Genomic DNA, 16,261 nt, shown 5'->3' on the forward strand with positions numbered 1-16,261 from the left:
CTCACCGCTGAGGTGCCGCGCTCCGGTGACGCGTACGAGCGGTCCGGCAACGTCCCGCTTGACCTCCCTCAGCACGCTCCGCGTGCGAGAGGGTCGCCCGCGCCTCGCCGCAAGTCCGTGAAGGGCTCCTTGAGGGAATCAGATTCCCTCAAGGAGCCCTTCACGGACCGCCTCGCCGCCGTGCCGCGTCGCCGCCTTGCCGCCTGCCGTCACCGCGACGCACCCAATGTGGCGTTCGGTGCATCAGACGCACCCAATGCCGCATTGGGGCGCGAACCTCCGCCGCGAACCGCACCCGACCAGGCAACCAAGCCGCGCACCCACCCGCCCACCCAACCGCGCCCGCACGCCCAACCCGCCAACGCTCCCAAGCCGCGCGGCCCACCAACAAAACCGCAGCCAGCGCACCCGACTCACCAGGCACCCACACCCCCCGCACCCCGATACGAAGCCAAAATGCGGTCTGGGGTGGCTTGTCAAGGCATCTTTCCAGCCCTGACAAGCCACCCCAGACCGTCATGACAATCAGGCTTCGGGGTGCCCCACGCAAGAATCGGACGCGATGTGCGAAGCACGAGCCGTCCGCCACGCCCCCACATGATTCCCAGCCCCACGCGCGCAAGCATGGGATCATCACCCCCGGCAACAACCAGGGAACAGGGGAGCCAGCATGACCACCGGCCGTTCGGCCCAAGCCGAACTCAACAGCGGCATCCTCCCCGGCAACGTCCGGGCAGACGACTGGATCATGCTTGCCCTAGCCGTAGTCTCCACCGGAATGCTGGGCTGGCTCCTCATCAGCCCGCCCCCGCCGGACATCAGCCACTGGTTCTTCATCGCCGACTGCACCATCTGCGCCATCTTCTTCCTGGAACTCCTCCACCGCTGGCGCAAACAAGGCTGGCGAGCCGCCTTCCTGGCCCGCACCTGGTACGAAGTCTTCGCGATGATCCCGGTAGCCCACCCGGCCTTCACCCAAAACCACCACGTCCTGGGCGTAATCCTCCTGATCATCCGCCTTGGCCGAGCCGCGGACCGAGCCGTGGGCGAGCAATTCACCTACCGCCTGGTGGACAAACTCTCCGAACCCATCGTCCGCGCCATCAAAAAACCAGTGACCATCGCCGTCCTGGACGAGGTGGTCAAGGTTCTGGAAACCGGCAACTACCCCGAAAACCTCGCCAAATCCCTCAGCGAAAACAAGACCGAACTGCGCGCCATCATCACCGAAAAGATCTCCGAGGACCCGCAACTGGGCAAACTGCGCAGGCTCCCGTTCCACGACGAAATCGTCCGCGCCACCGTGGACACGTCCTTCCGGGTCCTCCTGGAAGTCCTCTTGGACCCACGCATCGACGACTTCTTCTCCTCCGTGGTCCGCGACAACCGCGAACAAATCCGCCGCGCGGTCGCACTCGGACTGGCCGATGTGGACGACTCCCCGGACGAACACCTCCTGCGCACCCGCACCCAGCGCACCGCGGCGCACGAGTACGACGCGAACCACCCCGCCAAGTGATCATCCATTGTGGACATATCTACCGTGCGCCGTCACGCGCTGACTCTCCGTTGCGGCACAAAGTATTCGTGCGGAAAGGGCAAGCGGTGAACCGTCAACCGCTGAAAGAGTGCACTGTGGTCGCGCGGTGCGCGCACAGGTGCCTGGAGTAGGGTGAGATCGCTCGTTCCGTTGCTGCACAAGGGTTGTGTTGGCTCGAGTACGAGGCGTTCCCGCCGGTGCCGGGGCAGACTGGAGCCGGCGGGGAGGTTGAGCGCTGGTTTGGAGTCGTGGACGTGATTGATAGCGGGCAGCAGGTACGCAGGTGCCGTCGGCGGGACTGTGCGGAGGATTCCTTGTGGCGCGGACTGTGCTCCGTGCACTGGAACCGCTGGCAGAGCGGCGCGGACGCACTCGAGCTTCCGGACGATGACGTTCCCCCGCCGCCCGCGCAGGTCTGGTGGCCGCCGGAGCGCTCGCACGCGCCGTTGAGCAGCCGGGTGCTGCCGGGCTCGTAACCGCTCGAGGGCCGCGTCGAACACAGTCGGCATGCGTCCGGTCACTTCGTGCCACCGGAGAAGGTCCGGACGTGGCGCTAACCCCCGGACAACGCGTGTCCGGGGGCCGAACGCCGAGCGCTTACCGGCGTGAACGCGGGATGCGCGGCGCCTCGGGCGCGGAGAGCATCCGCACCAGCCGGGCCCGCGCCACTCGATAGAGCAGGTCGCCGCGGTCGTCCGGGACCACTCTGCCGTCGAGGTCGCGCCCGGCCGCGCGCACCACCACCTCGACCGCTTCGGCGGGCACCCGGCCCGCGAATTCCCCGGTCAGCCACGTGGTGACCTCGTCGGCCACCCGGCTCCGCACCGTCATCGGACACTCCCAGTCTCCGCTCGCGGGGCCGTTCGGGGCGGCCCCGGCACTGGTCCGACGGCCGTGTCCGGGCGACGTGACGCGAAAACCGAGGAGAAAGTCTTTCCTGGCGGCGCGAGTAAACCCGGGAGTAGGTCACCTCAGCGCGTTGCGCGCGATCACCTCCGCATACCACCGCGCGCTGCGCTTCGGCGTGCGCCGCTGGGTCCGGTAGTCGACGTGCACCAGGCCGAAACGTTTCGCATACCCCTCGGCCCATTCGAAATTGTCGAGCAACGACCAGTAGAAATACCCGCGCAGATCCACTCCCTGGGCCAGCGCGTCGTGCGCGGCCCGCAAATGCGCGTCGAGAAAAGCGACACGATCGTCGTCGGAGATCTCGCCGTCGCGGAGCACGTCCGGATACGCCGCGCCGTTTTCGGTGACGTACAACGGTACCGGCGGGTAATCCCGATGCACCTGCAGCAGCGATTCGGTCAGCCCGGCGGGCTGCACTTCCCAGCCGGAATGCGTGCGCGGCGCGGCCAGATCCGGGACGAAGTGCACCTGCTGCGCTCCCGGCCATTCCCGGCCAGCCGGGGTGCTTCCCGCCCGCGCCGCACCGGCCACCCGGTAGCCGCGGTAGTAGTTGACGCCCAGCCAATCGATCGGCTTGCCGACCACTGCCTCGTCGCCGTCGCGCACCACGGCGTCGAAGCCGAACCGGGCCAGGTCCTCGCGCAGGTCGGCGGGATAGCCCCCGCGCAGCAGCGGGTCGAGGAACAACCGGTTCTGCAGCCCGTCGATCCGGCGGACGGCATCGGCGTCAGCAGGGTCGGCTGAGTCCGCGACGACCGGGTACAGGTTCAGCGTGATCCCGGACGGGGAGCTGGTGTGCTGCCGGAGCACATCCATCGCCAGCCCGTGCCCCAGCAGCAGGTGATGTGCCGCGGCCACCGCGCCCTCCGGTGACGTCCGGCCGGGCGCGTGGACGCCGGAGCCATAGCCGAGCATTGCCGCGCACCACGGTTCGTTCAACGTCGACCAGCTCGCCACGCGATCGCCGAGCCGGGCCGCGACGGTCTCGGCGTACTCGGCGAACCGGTAGGCGGTGTCGCGCGCAGTCCAGCCGCCACGGTCCTCAAGCGACTGTGGAAGATCCCAGTGATACAGGGTCGCCCACGGCTGGATGCCCGCCGCCAGCAACTGGTCCACAAGCCGGTCGTAGAACTCCAGCCCGCGCGGCTCCGGCTTGCCGTAGGGCAGAATTCGTGGCCAGGACAGGGAAAATCGGTACGCGGTGAGTCCGAGAGAGCGCATCAACGCCACGTCGTCGGCGTAACGGCGGTAGTGGTCGGCGGCCGGGTCGCCAGTGTCGCCGCCGGCGACCGCGCCTGGCCGTGCGGCGAAGGTGTCCCAGACGGACGTCTCGCGTCCGTCCACTGTGGTCGAACCCTCGACCTGGAAGGCCGCCGTGGCGGCGCCCCAGACGAACGCGTCCGGGAACGCGAGCACGTCGGGGATCGGCTGTGCGGACATGGTCACCCTTTCACGGCGCCTTGCATGATCCCGGCCACGATCTGGCGGCCGAGCAGGAGGAAGACGATGAGGATCGGAATCGTGGCCAGCGTGGTGCCCGCGAGCACCAGCGAATAGTCGACGTAGTAGCCGGATTGCAGCTTCTCCAGTGCCACTTGGACGGTCGGATTGCCCGCGTCGAGCACCACCAGCGGCCACAGGAAGTCGTTCCAGGACGTCATGAACGTGAACATCGCGAGGATCGCTGCCGCCGGACGGACGGCGGGAAGGCACACGTTCCAGAAGATCCGGATCATGCTGCACCCGTCCATGCGCGCGGCTTCGATCAGCTCGTAGGGCAATGCGTCCACTGTGTACTGCCGCATCCAGAACACGCCGAACGCGGTGACCAGGTTCGGCACGATCACCGACTGCAGGCCGCCCGCCCAGCCGAGCTTCGACATCGCGATGAACAACGGGATGATGCCAAGCTGGGTCGGCACCGCGAGTGTCACCACGATGAACACGAACAAGCCGTTGCGGCCACGGAAGCGCAGTTTGGCGAAGGCGAATCCGGCCAGTGACGAGAATAGCACCGTCGTGAGTGTGACTGTGCCGGACACGATGATGCTGTTGCCGAGCGCTCGCCAGAACGGCACGGTGTCGAACACTCGTGCCGCGTTGGCGAAGAAGTTGCCGCCGGGCAGCAGCGGCGGGATTCGTTCGGTGAGCATTCCGTTGTCACGGCTGGCTACGAGGAACGACCAGTAGAACGGGAACAGCGAGCCGAGCACGAACACGACCAGAACGCCGTAGGTCGCCTTGCGCGGTTTGCCGAGCCGGGCCGCGCGCGCCCGCAAGCTTGGTTGCACGCTCATCCGCGCCTCCCGGCGAGCCGTCCGGTGACGAAGTAATTGATCAGTGCGATCACGACGATGATCAGGAAAAGCACCCACGCGATCGCGGACGCGTAGCCGAGATTGAAATTCTCGAAAGCGGTTTGGTACAGATACAGCGTCACCGTCTGGAACTGGTGGGTGGAACCGCCGTTGTTCGAGCCGGGCATCGCGTCGAACAGCTTGGGCTCGGTGAAGATCTGCAGCCCGCCGATGGTCGAGGTGATGGTGACGAAGATGAGCGTCGGTTTGAGCAGCGGCAACGTCACGTGGGTGAAGCGGCGTACGGTGCCCGCGCCGTCGATCAGCGCGGCCTCGTGCAATTCCTTCGGAATGGCTTGCATGGCGGCGAGAACGATCAGTGCGTTATAGCCGGTCCACCGCCAGTTGACCATGATCGCGATGGCGACGTGGCTGGCGAACCGGTTGGCCTGCCAGTCCACAGGGGACAGTCCGAGTGTCTGGAGCACGCCGTTGACGAGCCCGTACCGCGGACCGAACAGGTTCGCAAAGATGATGCCGAGCGCCACCAGACTCGCCGCGTACGGCAGCAGAATCCCGACCCGCCAACTGGTCGCGCCGCGCAGCCGCAGCGTAAGCACCGCAGCGAGCAGCACCGCGATGATCAGCTGAGGCACGCTGGACAGCAGGAAGATGCTGACCGTGTTCTCCAGCGCGTGCCAGAACTGTGTATCCGCGAACAGTTCCTTGAAGTTGTCGAGCCCGATGAAGTCCGGGTTGTCGTCCCCGGCTTTCCAGGAGAATAACGACACGTACGCGGTGTACAGCAACGGGAACATGCCCACGATGGCGAACACGATGAAGAACGGTGCCACGTAGAGATAGGGCGAGACTTTGACGTCCCAGCGCGCCAGCCGGTCGCGGAGGCCGGGCCGCGTCGCAGCATGCGGCCGCGTCATGGCCCGGCTTTCCGGAGCGGTCTTGTCGGTGACAGTCATCGTCAGCGGGTGAGTTTCTTAGCGCCGTCGACCAGCCGCTGCCAGCCGTCCGCGGCCGAAGCCCCCTGTTCCACCGACTGCAACGCCGGGCTGGCCACGTTTTCCTGGATCTGACCGTCGTTCGGGCCCTTGTACTGCGGCTTCGCCACCTTCTTCGCCTGCTCGGCGAACAGTTCGCCGATCTTCGCGCCGCCGAAGTACGCGTCAGTCGCGTTCAGCAGCTGCGGGCTTTCCAGCGCCTTCGCCTGGCTCGGGAAGTTGCCCTTGGCCTCGAACGCCTTGATCTGCTGCTCCGGCGCGGTGAGCCAGGCGGCCAGTTCAGCGGCCTCGCGCGGGTGTTTGCTCTGCGTCGGCACCGTCAGGTACGAACCGCCCCAGTTGCCGCCTCCGCCGGGAAATGCCGCGGTAACCGCCCATTTGCTCGCGTTGTCCGGTCCGGCCTGTTCCTTGATCACGCCGAGCATCCACGCCGGACAGGCCTTAGTGGCGAACGCGCTTTGCTTGAACCCGGAATTCCATTCGTTGCTGAACGCGGTGAGCTTCGCCGATTCGCCTTTCGCGACCGCGTCGGTCACCTTCGCCCAGGCGTCCTTGATGCCCTGGTTGGTGTCCAGCGTGAGCTTGTCATTGGTGTCGAGGTAACCGACCGGCAGCTGGTTGACCATGGAGTTGAAGTTTTGCGCCGCCGAATCGAACCACGCCTTGCCGGTCTTGGCGGTGTACTGGGCGCCGGCCGCGAAATAGCTGTCCCACGTCGCGAACAGCGGTTTCACCGCCTCCGGGTCGCTGGGCAGCCCGGCCGCGGCGAGCAGGTCCTTGCGGTAGCACATGGCGAGCGGGCCGATGTCCGTGCCGTAGCCGATCAGCTTGCCGTTCTTGTCTTTGCCCGCGTCGTATTTCCACGACAGCCAGCGGTCCGGCTGAGCGCTCGAAGGCCCGATCTTGCTCAGGTCGTTGAACTTCGAGGACTTGCTGAGGATGTCCGACAGGTGGCCTTCCTCGACGGCCTGCACGTCGGCGAGGCCGGAGCCGGCGGCGAGCTTCGTCATCATGTCCTGCGCGTACGGCCCGCCCTGACCGGTTTTGCGGTGGGTGATCTTGATGTTCGGGTGCAGCCGCTCGTACTCCGGGATGAGCGCCTCGTAGCCGAACTCCGTGAACGTCGCGAGCGTCAGCTCCACGTGCTCGTTCGGCCCGGCCGCCGCGGGCACGTCTCCGTCGCCGCCGCCGCAGGCCGCGGCGCTCACCGCGGTCATCGTGATGCCCAGTGCCAGCACCAGGCCCTTCCGGAACGTTGTCACCGTCGTCAACCCCTTGGAAGTCATTCTGGGAGCGCTCCCAGATGCCGACCGAGTGTGTTGCAGGTAACGGTGGATGTCAAGGCCAGAGTCTCCGGGAGCGCTCCCGGCAGGACGCCGTTAAGCTGACCCGACCGACAGGCAGGGGGTGGGCGAAGTGGTGCCTCGGTCCGAGGACGAGCGGCCGACACTGGAGGACGTCGCGGCGTTCGCCGGGGTTTCGCGGTCCACCGCGTCGCGCGCGTTGAACGACGACGCGTACGTCAGCGCGCGCTCGCGCGAGAAGGTGCTGGCGGCCGCGCGAGACCTCGGGTATTCGCCGAACCAGGCCGCGCGCTCGCTTGTCACCCGGCGGACCGGCGCGATCGCGGTGGTGCTGTCGGAGCCGGAAGCCCGGCTGCTCGACGACCCGTACCGGACCGCGGTGATGCGCGCGGGCTACCGGGAACTGGCCGACGTCGGCTGCCAGATGGTGTTGCTGTTCAGCGACACTCGCGAAGATCTCGGCCGTACCGTGCGGTTTCTCGAGGGCGGGCACGTCGACGGAGTCCTCGTCTTCGCCCCGCATCGCGCCGATCCGCTGCCCCGGGCGTTGCGGTTGCTGAAGCTGCCCACGGTGTTCGGCGGACAGGCCGCCGATCTGCGCCGGGGCGTGCATCTGGTGGATTTCGACAATGAGGGCGGCGCCCGGCAGGCGGTGACGCATCTCGTGGAATCCGGCCGCCGCCGGATCGCGACCATCGCGGGCCCGCAGGACCAGGGCGCGCCGATCGACCGGCTCGCCGGCTGGCGCAAGACGCTCGTGGACGCCGGGATCGACCCGGCCGGGCTGTCCGAGGAGGCCGACTTCACCCTGGCCGGCGGCGCGCAAGCGATGGCCGCGCTGCTGGAGCGGGCACCTGATCTCGACGCGGTGTTCGTCGGCAGCGACATGATGGCGGTGGGCGCGCTGCGCACGCTGTCGGACGCCGGCCGCGACGTGCCCGGTGACGTCGCGGTGGTCAGCTTCGACGACAACGCCGCGCTGGCTCCGGCCATGACGCCGCCGTTGACCTCGGTGCACCAGGATCCGCGCGAACAGGTCCACGCGATGGTCTCGACGCTGATGCGGCTGCTGGACGGCGAGGACGTCGCACCGGGCGCGCAGATCCTGCCGGTGTCGCTGGTCGTGCGCGAGTCCAGCTAACCCGGCTTTTCGGGACCCCTCCCAGCCGCTTCGCCCTACCTTCCCCGGCATGGGAGCGAACGAGGGGCGCGGCCGGACCGCCGCGGCGCGGGTGCGGGAGGTGGCGACGCCCGAGTTGTACCGGCGCAACCCGTTCCGGATCGTCGGGCTCACCGCGACCGCGACGCGGCGGGAGGTGCGGGAGCGGCGCCTTCGAGTCCTAGGGGTGCTCGAAGTCGGCGGTGCGGCACCGGACGGAGTGCCCGCGGACGCGACCGTCGACGCGGTACGGGCGGCCTTCGACGCACTCGGCAACGCTGAGCATCGGCTGGTCGACGAGGTCTTCTGGACTTGGGGCCTGCCCACTGACTGCGGGTGTCCGCTGCAACTGCACCAGAAGCACGACAACGCCGTGGTCGCCCATGCAGCAGCCCTCGATGCGGAAGCTGACCGCACCGACGACCATCCAACTCCATTGTGGACCGAGGCCGGTCGTTGCTGGGGAGTCGTTCTGCGGAGCGAATCGTTCTGGCGACATCTGAACCACCGGGTCGAGAAGCTGGGCGACCGGCGGCTGGACGAATCCACAGTGGACGGTCTGCGCCTCGCCTTGCCGGACGCGTTGCTCGCGCCGTTGATCGAAGTCGCTGCCCGGTCGGCGGAGCCACGGCGGTTTACCGGGTATCTCGCGTTGTTCGCGGCTGATCGGCATGCCGTCGAGGACGCGCGGGAGGCTATTGCCGACGGGACGTATCGGCGGGCCGAGTCGTTGCTCAAGGATTTGCGCGGTGAGCTGGACGGGAACCGGGCCGAGGCCGCTGCTTGGCGGGCTGTCGAGGAGACCCAGCCGTTGTTCGACCGGCTCGAAGAGGTCGTGCCGAGGGCGGAATTCCGGCGTACGGCGTCGCTTTCGGAGTCGATCGCGGTGGTGGCGAACAATATCGGGGTCGCACTGGCGGACGCGGGAGGCGGGACGGGGCTGGTGCGGGAGGTGTTCGCGCTCGCTCGGCGGTGCAGTCGCGATCCGGAGACGCTGGAAGCTGTGGCGCGCAACGAGATCGCTGCCACGGCGTATGTGTCGACTCGTCCTCCGGATCGGGAACCGTCGGCGGGCCGGATCTTCGGTGCGTTGCTGCACGCGGTCGCGGCGGCGGTGTTCCTGGTGCTGAAGCTTCCGCAGGAGGCGATTTTGGCCTTCGTCTTTCCTGGTGCGGTTGCCGGGGCGTTGATGAATTGCTTCGTGGCGGCTCGGCCCTGGACGACCCCGGGGCGGTATCCGGCTCTGCTGGGGCTGGACCTGGTGGTTTATCTGGTGCTCAGTCTGGTCGCGGTGCCTTCTTGGCTGGCCGTTGCCGTCGCGGCGGTGCTGGTGTACGTCGCCCCGTTCGTTCGGGTGCAGAGGGGCTTGTGATGGCGGACCGGCGTGGCGAAGAAGCACGGCAGCGCAAGCAGCACAAGGAATTCCGGATCGCCGAACCTGGTCTGCGCGAGGAGGAACGCGCTCGGCTCCGCGACGCGCTGGAGCAACTCTCCGCCGTGTTGACCGATGCGCCGCCACTGTCCGAATCGGACTTGGCGGAGGCGGCGACGGCGTTGTGGCGGGCGCGGCGCAAGCTCGCCGGGGCGCAGGACCGGGCGGCGCGGCAGGCGGGCCGGTTCCTCAGCGCGAGCCAAGACGCGCTCGACGCGGCGGGGGTGCTGGTGCAGGACCACGACCGGATCCCGTTCGGCTCCGGGATGGCGCTCGAGGTGCTGCTGTTCCAGGACGAACCGGACCTGGACGTCGAGCGGGTGGTGGAGACCGTGCGGCCGTCGATTTACCTGACCGGCCGCCGGATCCAGATGGGACAGGTCATCGTCGGGCGCCCGGCCGCCCGGGGGAACGGGGAAACGGATGCGTGACACGATCGATTTCGGAATCGACCTCGGCACCACGAACAGCGCGATCGCGGTTCTCGACAACGGCGCGGTGGCGGTGGTCAAGAACAACGCGCAGATGGATTACACGCCGTCCGCGGTGTGGAGCCGCCGACGCGGCGTGATCGAAGTCGGGGCGGGAGCGCGGCGTCGGCTCGAGGACGATCCGGACAGTGTGCAGATCGAATTCAAGCAGGCCATGGGATTGCCGGACGCGCGGCGGGAATTCCCGAAGGCCGGGTTCAGCATGACGCCGGTGGAACTGTCCGCGGAAGTGCTGCGATCGCTGCGCAATTCCGTTGCTCCGCGCGAAGTTCCGGACGCGGCGGTGATCACTGTGCCCGCCGCATTTCTGCTCAACCAGACCGAGGCGACGCAGGAAGCGGCGAAACTGGCCGGGTTCACCGGGAATTGCCCGCTGCTGCAGGAACCGACCGCGGCGGCGTTCGCGTTCGGGTTCCAGAACGAAAGCAAAGGCGCGCACTGGATGGTGTTCGACTTCGGCGGCGGGACTTTCGACTCAGCGGTGGTCAGCACTGTCGAAGGAGAGTTGAGCGTGCTGCATCACGCTGGCGACACCCACCTCGGCGGCCGGAACATCGACCAGGCGGTATTGGACCAGGTGCTGGCTCCGGAGGCGGCGCGGCAGCTCGGGTTCAGTGATTTCACCCGGGAAAATCCGTTCTGGCGGCGGAACTTCGCGCGGTTGCGCAGTGCCGCCGAGACGGCGAAAATCCAGCTCTCCCAAGCAGAACAGACCTACGTGCTGCTCGATCTCGACCGAGGCGACGGGCAGCGCGAGATGTTCGAGTACACCCTGCGCCGCGAGGAGGTCGATCAGGTGGCGCGGCCGTTCTACCTGCGCGCGGTGCAGTTGTGCCGGTCTGCACTGGAGTCGGCGAATCTGCGTCCGTCGGACATCGACCGGTTGCTGCTCGTCGGCGGTCCGACGCTCGCGCCCGGTTTGCGCGAACTGCTGGCCGATCCGTCAGCAGGGCTCGGCATTCCGCTCGACCACAGTCAGGACCCGAGCACCGTGGTGGCCCGCGGCGCGGCCGCCTATGCCGGGACAGTGGCGCGGCCGCGAACGGTGCGCTCGGTGAAGCGCGGCGAGTACGCGCTGGAACTGTCCTATCCCGCCACTACCAGCCTGCCGACCCTGCCGGTGTCCGGCCGTTGTTCGACTGACGGCCCGGCCGACTGGGCCCGGTTCCGGATCGCGCTCAGCGCGCCGCAGCGCAGGCCGGTCTACCGGACGTCCGAGGTTTCCCTTTCCGCCGACGGAACTTTCACCGTCGACGTGGTGCTCGACGAGTTGAGCACGAACCGGTTCGAGATCGAACTGCTCGACCCGACCGGCGCGCGTGTTCCGGTGCAGCCGGGCTCGCTCACGATCACGCACCAGCTCAACGAAATGATGGGCCAGACCGTGGTCAACACCGTCGGCCTGACCGAGGCCGACGGTTCCTTCACTCCGATGCTCATGAAGAACGCGCCGCTGCCGGCGGCGAAACGGCAGACGTTCTTCACCACGGCGACGCTGCAGCGCGGCAACACGTCCGCGGTGATCCGGATCCCGGTCGCGGAAGGCGAACGCCGTCGCGGCGAACGCAACCAGCAGGTGGGCGTGATCGAGATCCGCGCCAGGGACGTGCGGTTCGACCTGCCGCGCGGCAGCGAGGTCGTGATGACCTTCGAGATGGACGATTCGCGGCAGGTGTCGGTGGTGGCCGAGGTTCCATTGCTGGACAACGAGTTCGAGGCAGTCATCGATCTCAAACAGCAGCACGTGCCGGACCCGCAGACGTTGCGGCGGCTGCTGAACGAACTGGAAGCGCGGCACGAACAGGTGCGGACGGAGGTCGTAAGGACGCGTTCGGACCGGGCGCGCGGGCTGCTGAACCGGCTGGACGAACAGGGCAGCGTCGCGGCGGTCCGGGACGAAGTGCGTTCCGGCGGCACCGACGAGGGGGCGGCGGTCGCCGCGGAACGGCGGATGCGCGACGTGCAGGCCGACCTCGACGACATCGAGGCGGAGCTGCGCGTTCCCGAGGTGCTGGAGCGGCTGCGGGACCAGATCGACCACTGCCGCGAGCTGGTCGACCGCGTCGGCGCGGACGAGGACCGGACCGAACTGGCCGAGATCGAACGCCGGTACGCGGCCATCGCCGAATCGCACGACACCGAGGCGGGCGAGCGGCTGTCCGAACGGGCGCTGGACCTGCAAGTTGTGCTGCTGCGCCGGGACGGTTCGCTGCACCTGGAGGTGTTCAACGCGCTGCGGGCGTCGCGCGACACCATGTCCGACCCGGCCCGCGCGCGGGAGCTGATCCGCGAGGGCGAGCACGCGGTGGCGACGTCGAACTGGCCCGCGCTGCCGGACGTCAACCGCCGGTTGCGTCGTTTGCTCCCGGACGACCGGCCGGGTCAGCCGGGTGGCGGGATTCTTCGCGGGGAGCGAGAATGAGCGGGCTTTCGCGGGCGCTGGAACGGGAACTCGTCCTCGCCGAAGGAGCCGACCTCGCCCGTCGCGGCGACTATGAGGCGGCCGTCGCACTCCTGGAGCCGGATTCGGCGGGCGATCCCGCGCGGCTCGATCTGCTGGCTCGCGTGCACGCGCAATCCGGCGACCTCGCCGCGGCAGATGCGGCATGGGCGGCGGTCTTGGCTTTGCAGCCCGGCAATTCCGCTGCGGAGGCGGGACGTCGAGTGATCGCGAAAGTCCATTCCGGACGGTTGCGTCGACGGCCGGTTCGCCGGTATCTGCTGTCTGCTGGTGCGGTGGTGTTGATCGGCGGCGCGATCGTGGGCGGGGTGGTGCTGACGACGCGTCAGCCGCCAGCTCCGGTGGCCATGGCGGCCAAGCCGGATGACGGTCTCCGTGCTGAGCTGGATCGCCTGCGCAGCGTGGAATCCCGCGATGCCGCCGCCGCCGAAGAGCGACAGGGGCACCTGAATCAGCTGGCGAGGTCGTTGGCCGCGCCAGGAGTTGTTGTGAAGGCAGGAACCGACTCGGTCACGGTCAACTTCGACCGCAGCCTGTTCAGTCCTAACGCGACAACGCCGAACGGGACTGGGCGGGCGGCATTGACGGATTGGGCTCGCGTCCTCAAAGGACAATCCGTACGCGTAACCGTGATCGGCCACGGCGTCGCGATCCCCGGCGGCCCGTCAAGCGGCGGCTCGACAGTCTCCTTGGCCCGAGCCTCCTCCGCAGCTCGAGTGCTGGCCGGTGCGAGCGGATTGCCGTTGACCGCGTTCGCCGTCTCCAGCGCGGACCAAGGCGCGAACCCAGCCCGAACAGTCACACTCGAAGTGCAGCCGACCGACGCATGAACGCCACGTACAACGCCCCAGGCACGATGAGCCCAAGCAGCCACGAGACGTCCGCGCCACCGAGCAGCGGCGCGATCGGGCCGACGAAAATGCCTTCCACATTGGCGAACGGGATCTGCACCGCGATCCCCAGCACGTAAGCGGTCAGCGCGGGCCAAGCCCACCGGCCATATCGGCCATTCGGGTCGTAGAGCGCCTCCAGGTCGTACTTCTCCTTGCGCAGCAGGTAAAAGTCGACCAGGTTGATCGAACTCCACGGCGTGAGGAAGTACAGCAGGAAGTCGAGGAACAGCACGAAGTTCGACAGGAACTGCCCGCGGCCGAGGATGGCGACCACCGCGCCGACCACGCCGACGCCCGCGATGTAGCCGATCCGCGTGGCCTGGGAAAGCGCCGCGCGGCGGCCGAAACCGGTCAGTGCGGTCGCGACGGTCATGTAGCCGCCGTAGATGTTCAGCACGTTCACCGTGAACTTGCCGAGCGCGATGGCTAGCAGCAGCGGGATCAGCAACGCTTCGCCGCCGAGGCCGACGACGTACGCGACTTCGTGGCCCTTGAACGCTCTCCCGGCAATGGCGTACGCCATCGCGCCGAACGACATCGCCCACACCGCGCCCAGCACCGTGCCGCCGTAGGTCCACCAGAACGTCGCGCGCACCGACGTCGCCGACGGCAGGTAGCGCGAGGTGTCGGCGACGTACGGGCCGAAGGTGAGCTGCCACGACGCGGTCAGCGAGATCGCCAGCAGGAACTTCGGGAAGTCCAAGTGCGGCGCGGCGAGCACGGCCCCGAGATCGTGCCCGCTGACCAGCCGGATCGTCAGGTAGAGGAAGACGACCACGGACAGCGCGGACGCGAGCCAGCCGAACCGGTGGATCAGCCGGTATCCGACGATCGCGATCAGCGCCGAGGCGAGCGCGTAGACCGCGATCGCCGCGTCGGTCGGCAGGTGCGTGATCTGGGCGACCGCCTGGCCGCCGAGCAGCGAACCGCTCGCGAAGTAGCCGAGGTACATCACCACGACGAGCACCAGCGGAAGCGCCGCGCCGTACACGCCGAACTGCGCGCGCGACTGGATCATCTGCGGGATGCCGAGCTTCGGCCCCTGCGCGGCGTGCAGCGCCATCGGAATGCCGCCGAGCGCGTTGCCGAGCACGACCGCGACGATCGCCCACAGCGGATGCACGCCGACCAGCACGGTCAGCGCGCCGGTGACCGCCGAGGTGATCTGCGTGTTCGCGGCGAACCACAGGGTGAACAGGCTGCGCGGGTGCCCGTGCCGCTCGGACTCGGGCACCGGGTCGATCGAGCGTCGCTCCAATGTGGCCGCCACGTGCCCTCCTGCGGATCTTCGGTGAATGCGCTGGACGAACTCAACGTCAGCGCGGCCCGTTCGGCCAAGTAGCCGCCGGATGATTCTGTCTCGGATCCCAGACCCTGACTGGCTGTCAGCGCCTGGCAGCGGGCTGCCAGCGGAGTGTGCGGCCGCTGCCAGCCGACGCCGCCAATCTTCAGCGGTCACCAGCTCACAGGGGAGAAAGATGCAGACTCCAGTCACCATCATCGGCGCCGGCCTCGGCGGACTGACCCTCGCCCGGGTCCTGTACCTGCGCGGGATCCCGGCCACGGTCTACGAAGCCGAGGCGTCGCCGATGTCGCGGTCCCAGGGCGGACTGCTCGACATTCACGACTACAACGGCCAGATCGCCGTCGAGGCGGCGGGCCTCATGGACGAATTCCGCGACCTGATCCTCGAAGGCCGCCAGCAGATGCGGATCCTCGACCCCGACGGCACCGTCCTGCTCGATCATCCTGACGACGGCACCGGCGGCCGTCCCGAACTCCTGCGCGGCGAGTTGCGGCAGATGCTGCTCGACTCGCTCCCGGACGGCACCGTCCAGTGGGGCCGGAAGGTCAGCGGCGTCCGCACGGTCGCCGACGGCCACGAGGTTTCCTTCGCCGACGGCGGTTCGGTCGTCGCGAAGCTGCTGGTCGGCGCGGACGGCGCGTGGTCGAAGGTACGGCCGCTGCTGTCCGACGCGATGCCGGAGTACATGGGCCTAGCATTCGTCGAGACATACCTCTACGACGCCGAAACCCGGCATCCGGCGGCCGCGAAGGTCGTGGGCGGCGGCGGAATGGGCGCGCCCGGGCCGGACCGGCGCATCATGGTGCACCGCGAACGCGACGCCCTGCACACCTACGCGATGCTGAACAAGCCGCAGGAATGGTTCGACGCACTCGAAAACCTCGACACCCCGGCCGCTCTCGCCCGGATCGAGGCCGAATTCGCCGGCTGGGCCCCGGAACTCCGCGAGCTGATCTCCGGCGGCGACACCGCGCCGATCCTGCGCCGCCACTACCGGCTGCCGGGCGTGCACCGGTGGGAGCGGACCCCGGGCGTGACGCTGATCGGCGACGCGGCCCACCTGCAGGGCCCGAACGGGGAAGGCGCGAACCTGGCCATGCTCGACGGCTCCGACCTCGCCGAACTGCTCGCCGCGCACCCGGACGACGTCGAGACCGCGCTGGCCCTGCACGAGGAACGGATGTTCGCGCGCAGCGAGGAGGTCGCCGCCGAGTCCGCGGAGATGGTCAAGCGGATCACCGCCGACCACGGCAAGGACACGGCGAAGGTCGTGGCCGAGGGGTTCCGGCGGATGCTCGCCAAGAAGCGGGAGCCGGCGGAGCGGGTCGGCTGAGGCGGTGCGGGTCGGCTGAGGCTGGTGCGGTGCGCGCCGTTGAACGTACGTGAGGGGAACCCTGAGGGAATCAGATTCCCTCAGGGTTCCCCTCACGTACGTCAGCGGCCCAGACGGTGC

At 68.2% G+C, this 16,261-nt stretch carries 14 protein-coding genes; 8 read left to right on the top strand and 6 right to left on the bottom strand.

Annotated features, from left to right (window positions below):
• Positions 1-670 precede the first annotated feature (670 nt).
• On the top strand, positions 671-1,519 hold the full coding sequence (locus ACWDNU_RS41110) for an ion transporter (RefSeq protein WP_370934174.1): 849 nt from the start codon (positions 671-673) through the stop codon (positions 1,517-1,519).
• 356 nt (positions 1,520-1,875) lie between these two features.
• Positions 1,876-2,016 carry a hypothetical protein gene (locus tag ACWDNU_RS41115; RefSeq protein ID WP_244223586.1) on the top strand — a complete coding sequence of 47 codons (141 nt, stop codon included), beginning with the start codon at positions 1,876-1,878 and terminating at the stop codon, positions 2,014-2,016.
• Positions 2,017-2,137: 121 nt separating this feature from the next.
• On the opposite strand, the gene ACWDNU_RS41120 is transcribed toward ACWDNU_RS41115, so the two are convergent.
• The 5 genes from ACWDNU_RS41120 to ACWDNU_RS41140 all read right to left on the bottom strand — a co-directional run bounded on the left by ACWDNU_RS41120 (position 2,138) and on the right by ACWDNU_RS41140 (position 7,048).
• A complete protein-coding gene (locus ACWDNU_RS41120; protein ID WP_449672826.1) occupies positions 2,138-2,371 on the bottom strand; it encodes a hypothetical protein in 234 nt (77 codons plus the stop codon).
• Between the two features lie 135 nt (positions 2,372-2,506).
• Positions 2,507-3,889, bottom strand: a complete 1,383-nt coding sequence (locus ACWDNU_RS41125) for a GH1 family beta-glucosidase (RefSeq protein WP_449672827.1) — start codon at positions 3,887-3,889, stop codon at positions 2,507-2,509.
• 2 nt (positions 3,890-3,891) lie between these two features.
• Entirely contained in the window at positions 3,892-4,746 is an 855-nt protein-coding gene (locus ACWDNU_RS41130) for a carbohydrate ABC transporter permease (protein WP_449672828.1), read from the bottom strand.
• The gene (locus ACWDNU_RS41135; protein ID WP_449672829.1) at positions 4,743-5,723 is read right to left on the bottom strand and encodes a carbohydrate ABC transporter permease; all 981 of its coding nucleotides are present in this window, start codon (positions 5,721-5,723) and stop codon (positions 4,743-4,745) included. Before ACWDNU_RS41135 ends, ACWDNU_RS41130 begins: the two co-directional genes overlap by 4 nt.
• A 2-nt stretch (positions 5,724-5,725) precedes the next feature.
• A complete protein-coding gene (locus tag ACWDNU_RS41140; protein ID WP_370934178.1) occupies positions 5,726-7,048 on the bottom strand; it encodes an ABC transporter substrate-binding protein in 1,323 nt (440 codons plus the stop codon).
• A 130-nt stretch (positions 7,049-7,178) separates the two neighbouring features.
• Here ACWDNU_RS41140 and ACWDNU_RS41145 point away from each other — a divergent pair, with 130 nt between their 5' ends.
• From ACWDNU_RS41145 to ACWDNU_RS41165, 5 genes are read left to right on the top strand one after another with little or no spacing between them, the layout of a single operon-like run.
• Complete coding sequence (locus ACWDNU_RS41145; protein WP_370934179.1) at positions 7,179-8,207, top strand: LacI family DNA-binding transcriptional regulator; 1,029 nt, start codon at positions 7,179-7,181, stop codon at positions 8,205-8,207.
• 49 nt (positions 8,208-8,256) lie between these two features.
• Entirely contained in the window at positions 8,257-9,597 is a 1,341-nt protein-coding gene (locus tag ACWDNU_RS41150) for a hypothetical protein (RefSeq protein ID WP_449672830.1), read from the top strand.
• On the top strand, positions 9,597-10,088 hold the full coding sequence (locus tag ACWDNU_RS41155; RefSeq protein ID WP_370934181.1) for a hypothetical protein: 492 nt from the start codon (positions 9,597-9,599) through the stop codon (positions 10,086-10,088). The genes ACWDNU_RS41150 and ACWDNU_RS41155 overlap by 1 nt, the downstream gene beginning before the upstream one ends.
• Positions 10,081-12,570, top strand: coding sequence for an Hsp70 family protein (locus ACWDNU_RS41160; protein ID WP_449672831.1), 2,490 nt, complete (start codon positions 10,081-10,083; stop codon positions 12,568-12,570). Before ACWDNU_RS41155 ends, ACWDNU_RS41160 begins: the two co-directional genes overlap by 8 nt.
• The gene (locus tag ACWDNU_RS41165) at positions 12,567-13,439 is read left to right on the top strand and encodes a hypothetical protein (protein WP_449672832.1); all 873 of its coding nucleotides are present in this window, start codon (positions 12,567-12,569) and stop codon (positions 13,437-13,439) included. The genes ACWDNU_RS41160 and ACWDNU_RS41165 overlap by 4 nt, the downstream gene beginning before the upstream one ends.
• Here ACWDNU_RS41165 and ACWDNU_RS41170 read toward each other — a convergent pair.
• Positions 13,408-14,772: a purine-cytosine permease family protein gene (locus ACWDNU_RS41170; protein ID WP_449672833.1), complete on the bottom strand. Its 1,365-nt coding sequence runs from the start codon at positions 14,770-14,772 to the stop codon at positions 13,408-13,410. The two genes, ACWDNU_RS41165 and ACWDNU_RS41170, sit on opposite strands and share 32 nt — an antisense overlap.
• Before the next feature lie 208 nt (positions 14,773-14,980).
• On the opposite strand from ACWDNU_RS41170, the gene ACWDNU_RS41175 reads away from it, so the two are divergent.
• On the top strand, positions 14,981-16,141 hold the full coding sequence (locus tag ACWDNU_RS41175) for an FAD-dependent oxidoreductase (protein ID WP_449672834.1): 1,161 nt from the start codon (positions 14,981-14,983) through the stop codon (positions 16,139-16,141).
• The last annotated feature ends 120 nt before the right edge of the window (positions 16,142-16,261 follow it).

Source organism: Amycolatopsis sp. NPDC003676 (assembly GCF_053587275.1).

Coding starts and splice junctions, on each gene's coding strand:
- ACWDNU_RS41110 (WP_370934174.1), top strand. CDS start 671: ATGACCACCGGCCGTTCGGCCCAAGCCGAACTCAACAGCGGCATCCTC.
- ACWDNU_RS41120 (WP_449672826.1), bottom strand. CDS start 2,371: ATGACGGTGCGGAGCCGGGTGGCCGACGAGGTCACCACGTGGCTGACC.
- ACWDNU_RS41125 (WP_449672827.1), bottom strand. CDS start 3,889: ATGTCCGCACAGCCGATCCCCGACGTGCTCGCGTTCCCGGACGCGTTC.
- ACWDNU_RS41130 (WP_449672828.1), bottom strand. CDS start 4,746: ATGAGCGTGCAACCAAGCTTGCGGGCGCGCGCGGCCCGGCTCGGCAAA.
- ACWDNU_RS41135 (WP_449672829.1), bottom strand. CDS start 5,723: ATGACTGTCACCGACAAGACCGCTCCGGAAAGCCGGGCCATGACGCGG.
- ACWDNU_RS41140 (WP_370934178.1), bottom strand. CDS start 7,048: ATGACTTCCAAGGGGTTGACGACGGTGACAACGTTCCGGAAGGGCCTG.
- ACWDNU_RS41150 (WP_449672830.1), top strand. CDS start 8,257: ATGGGAGCGAACGAGGGGCGCGGCCGGACCGCCGCGGCGCGGGTGCGG.
- ACWDNU_RS41155 (WP_370934181.1), top strand. CDS start 9,597: ATGGCGGACCGGCGTGGCGAAGAAGCACGGCAGCGCAAGCAGCACAAG.
- ACWDNU_RS41160 (WP_449672831.1), top strand. CDS start 10,081: ATGCGTGACACGATCGATTTCGGAATCGACCTCGGCACCACGAACAGC.
- ACWDNU_RS41165 (WP_449672832.1), top strand. CDS start 12,567: ATGAGCGGGCTTTCGCGGGCGCTGGAACGGGAACTCGTCCTCGCCGAA.
- ACWDNU_RS41175 (WP_449672834.1), top strand. CDS start 14,981: ATGCAGACTCCAGTCACCATCATCGGCGCCGGCCTCGGCGGACTGACC.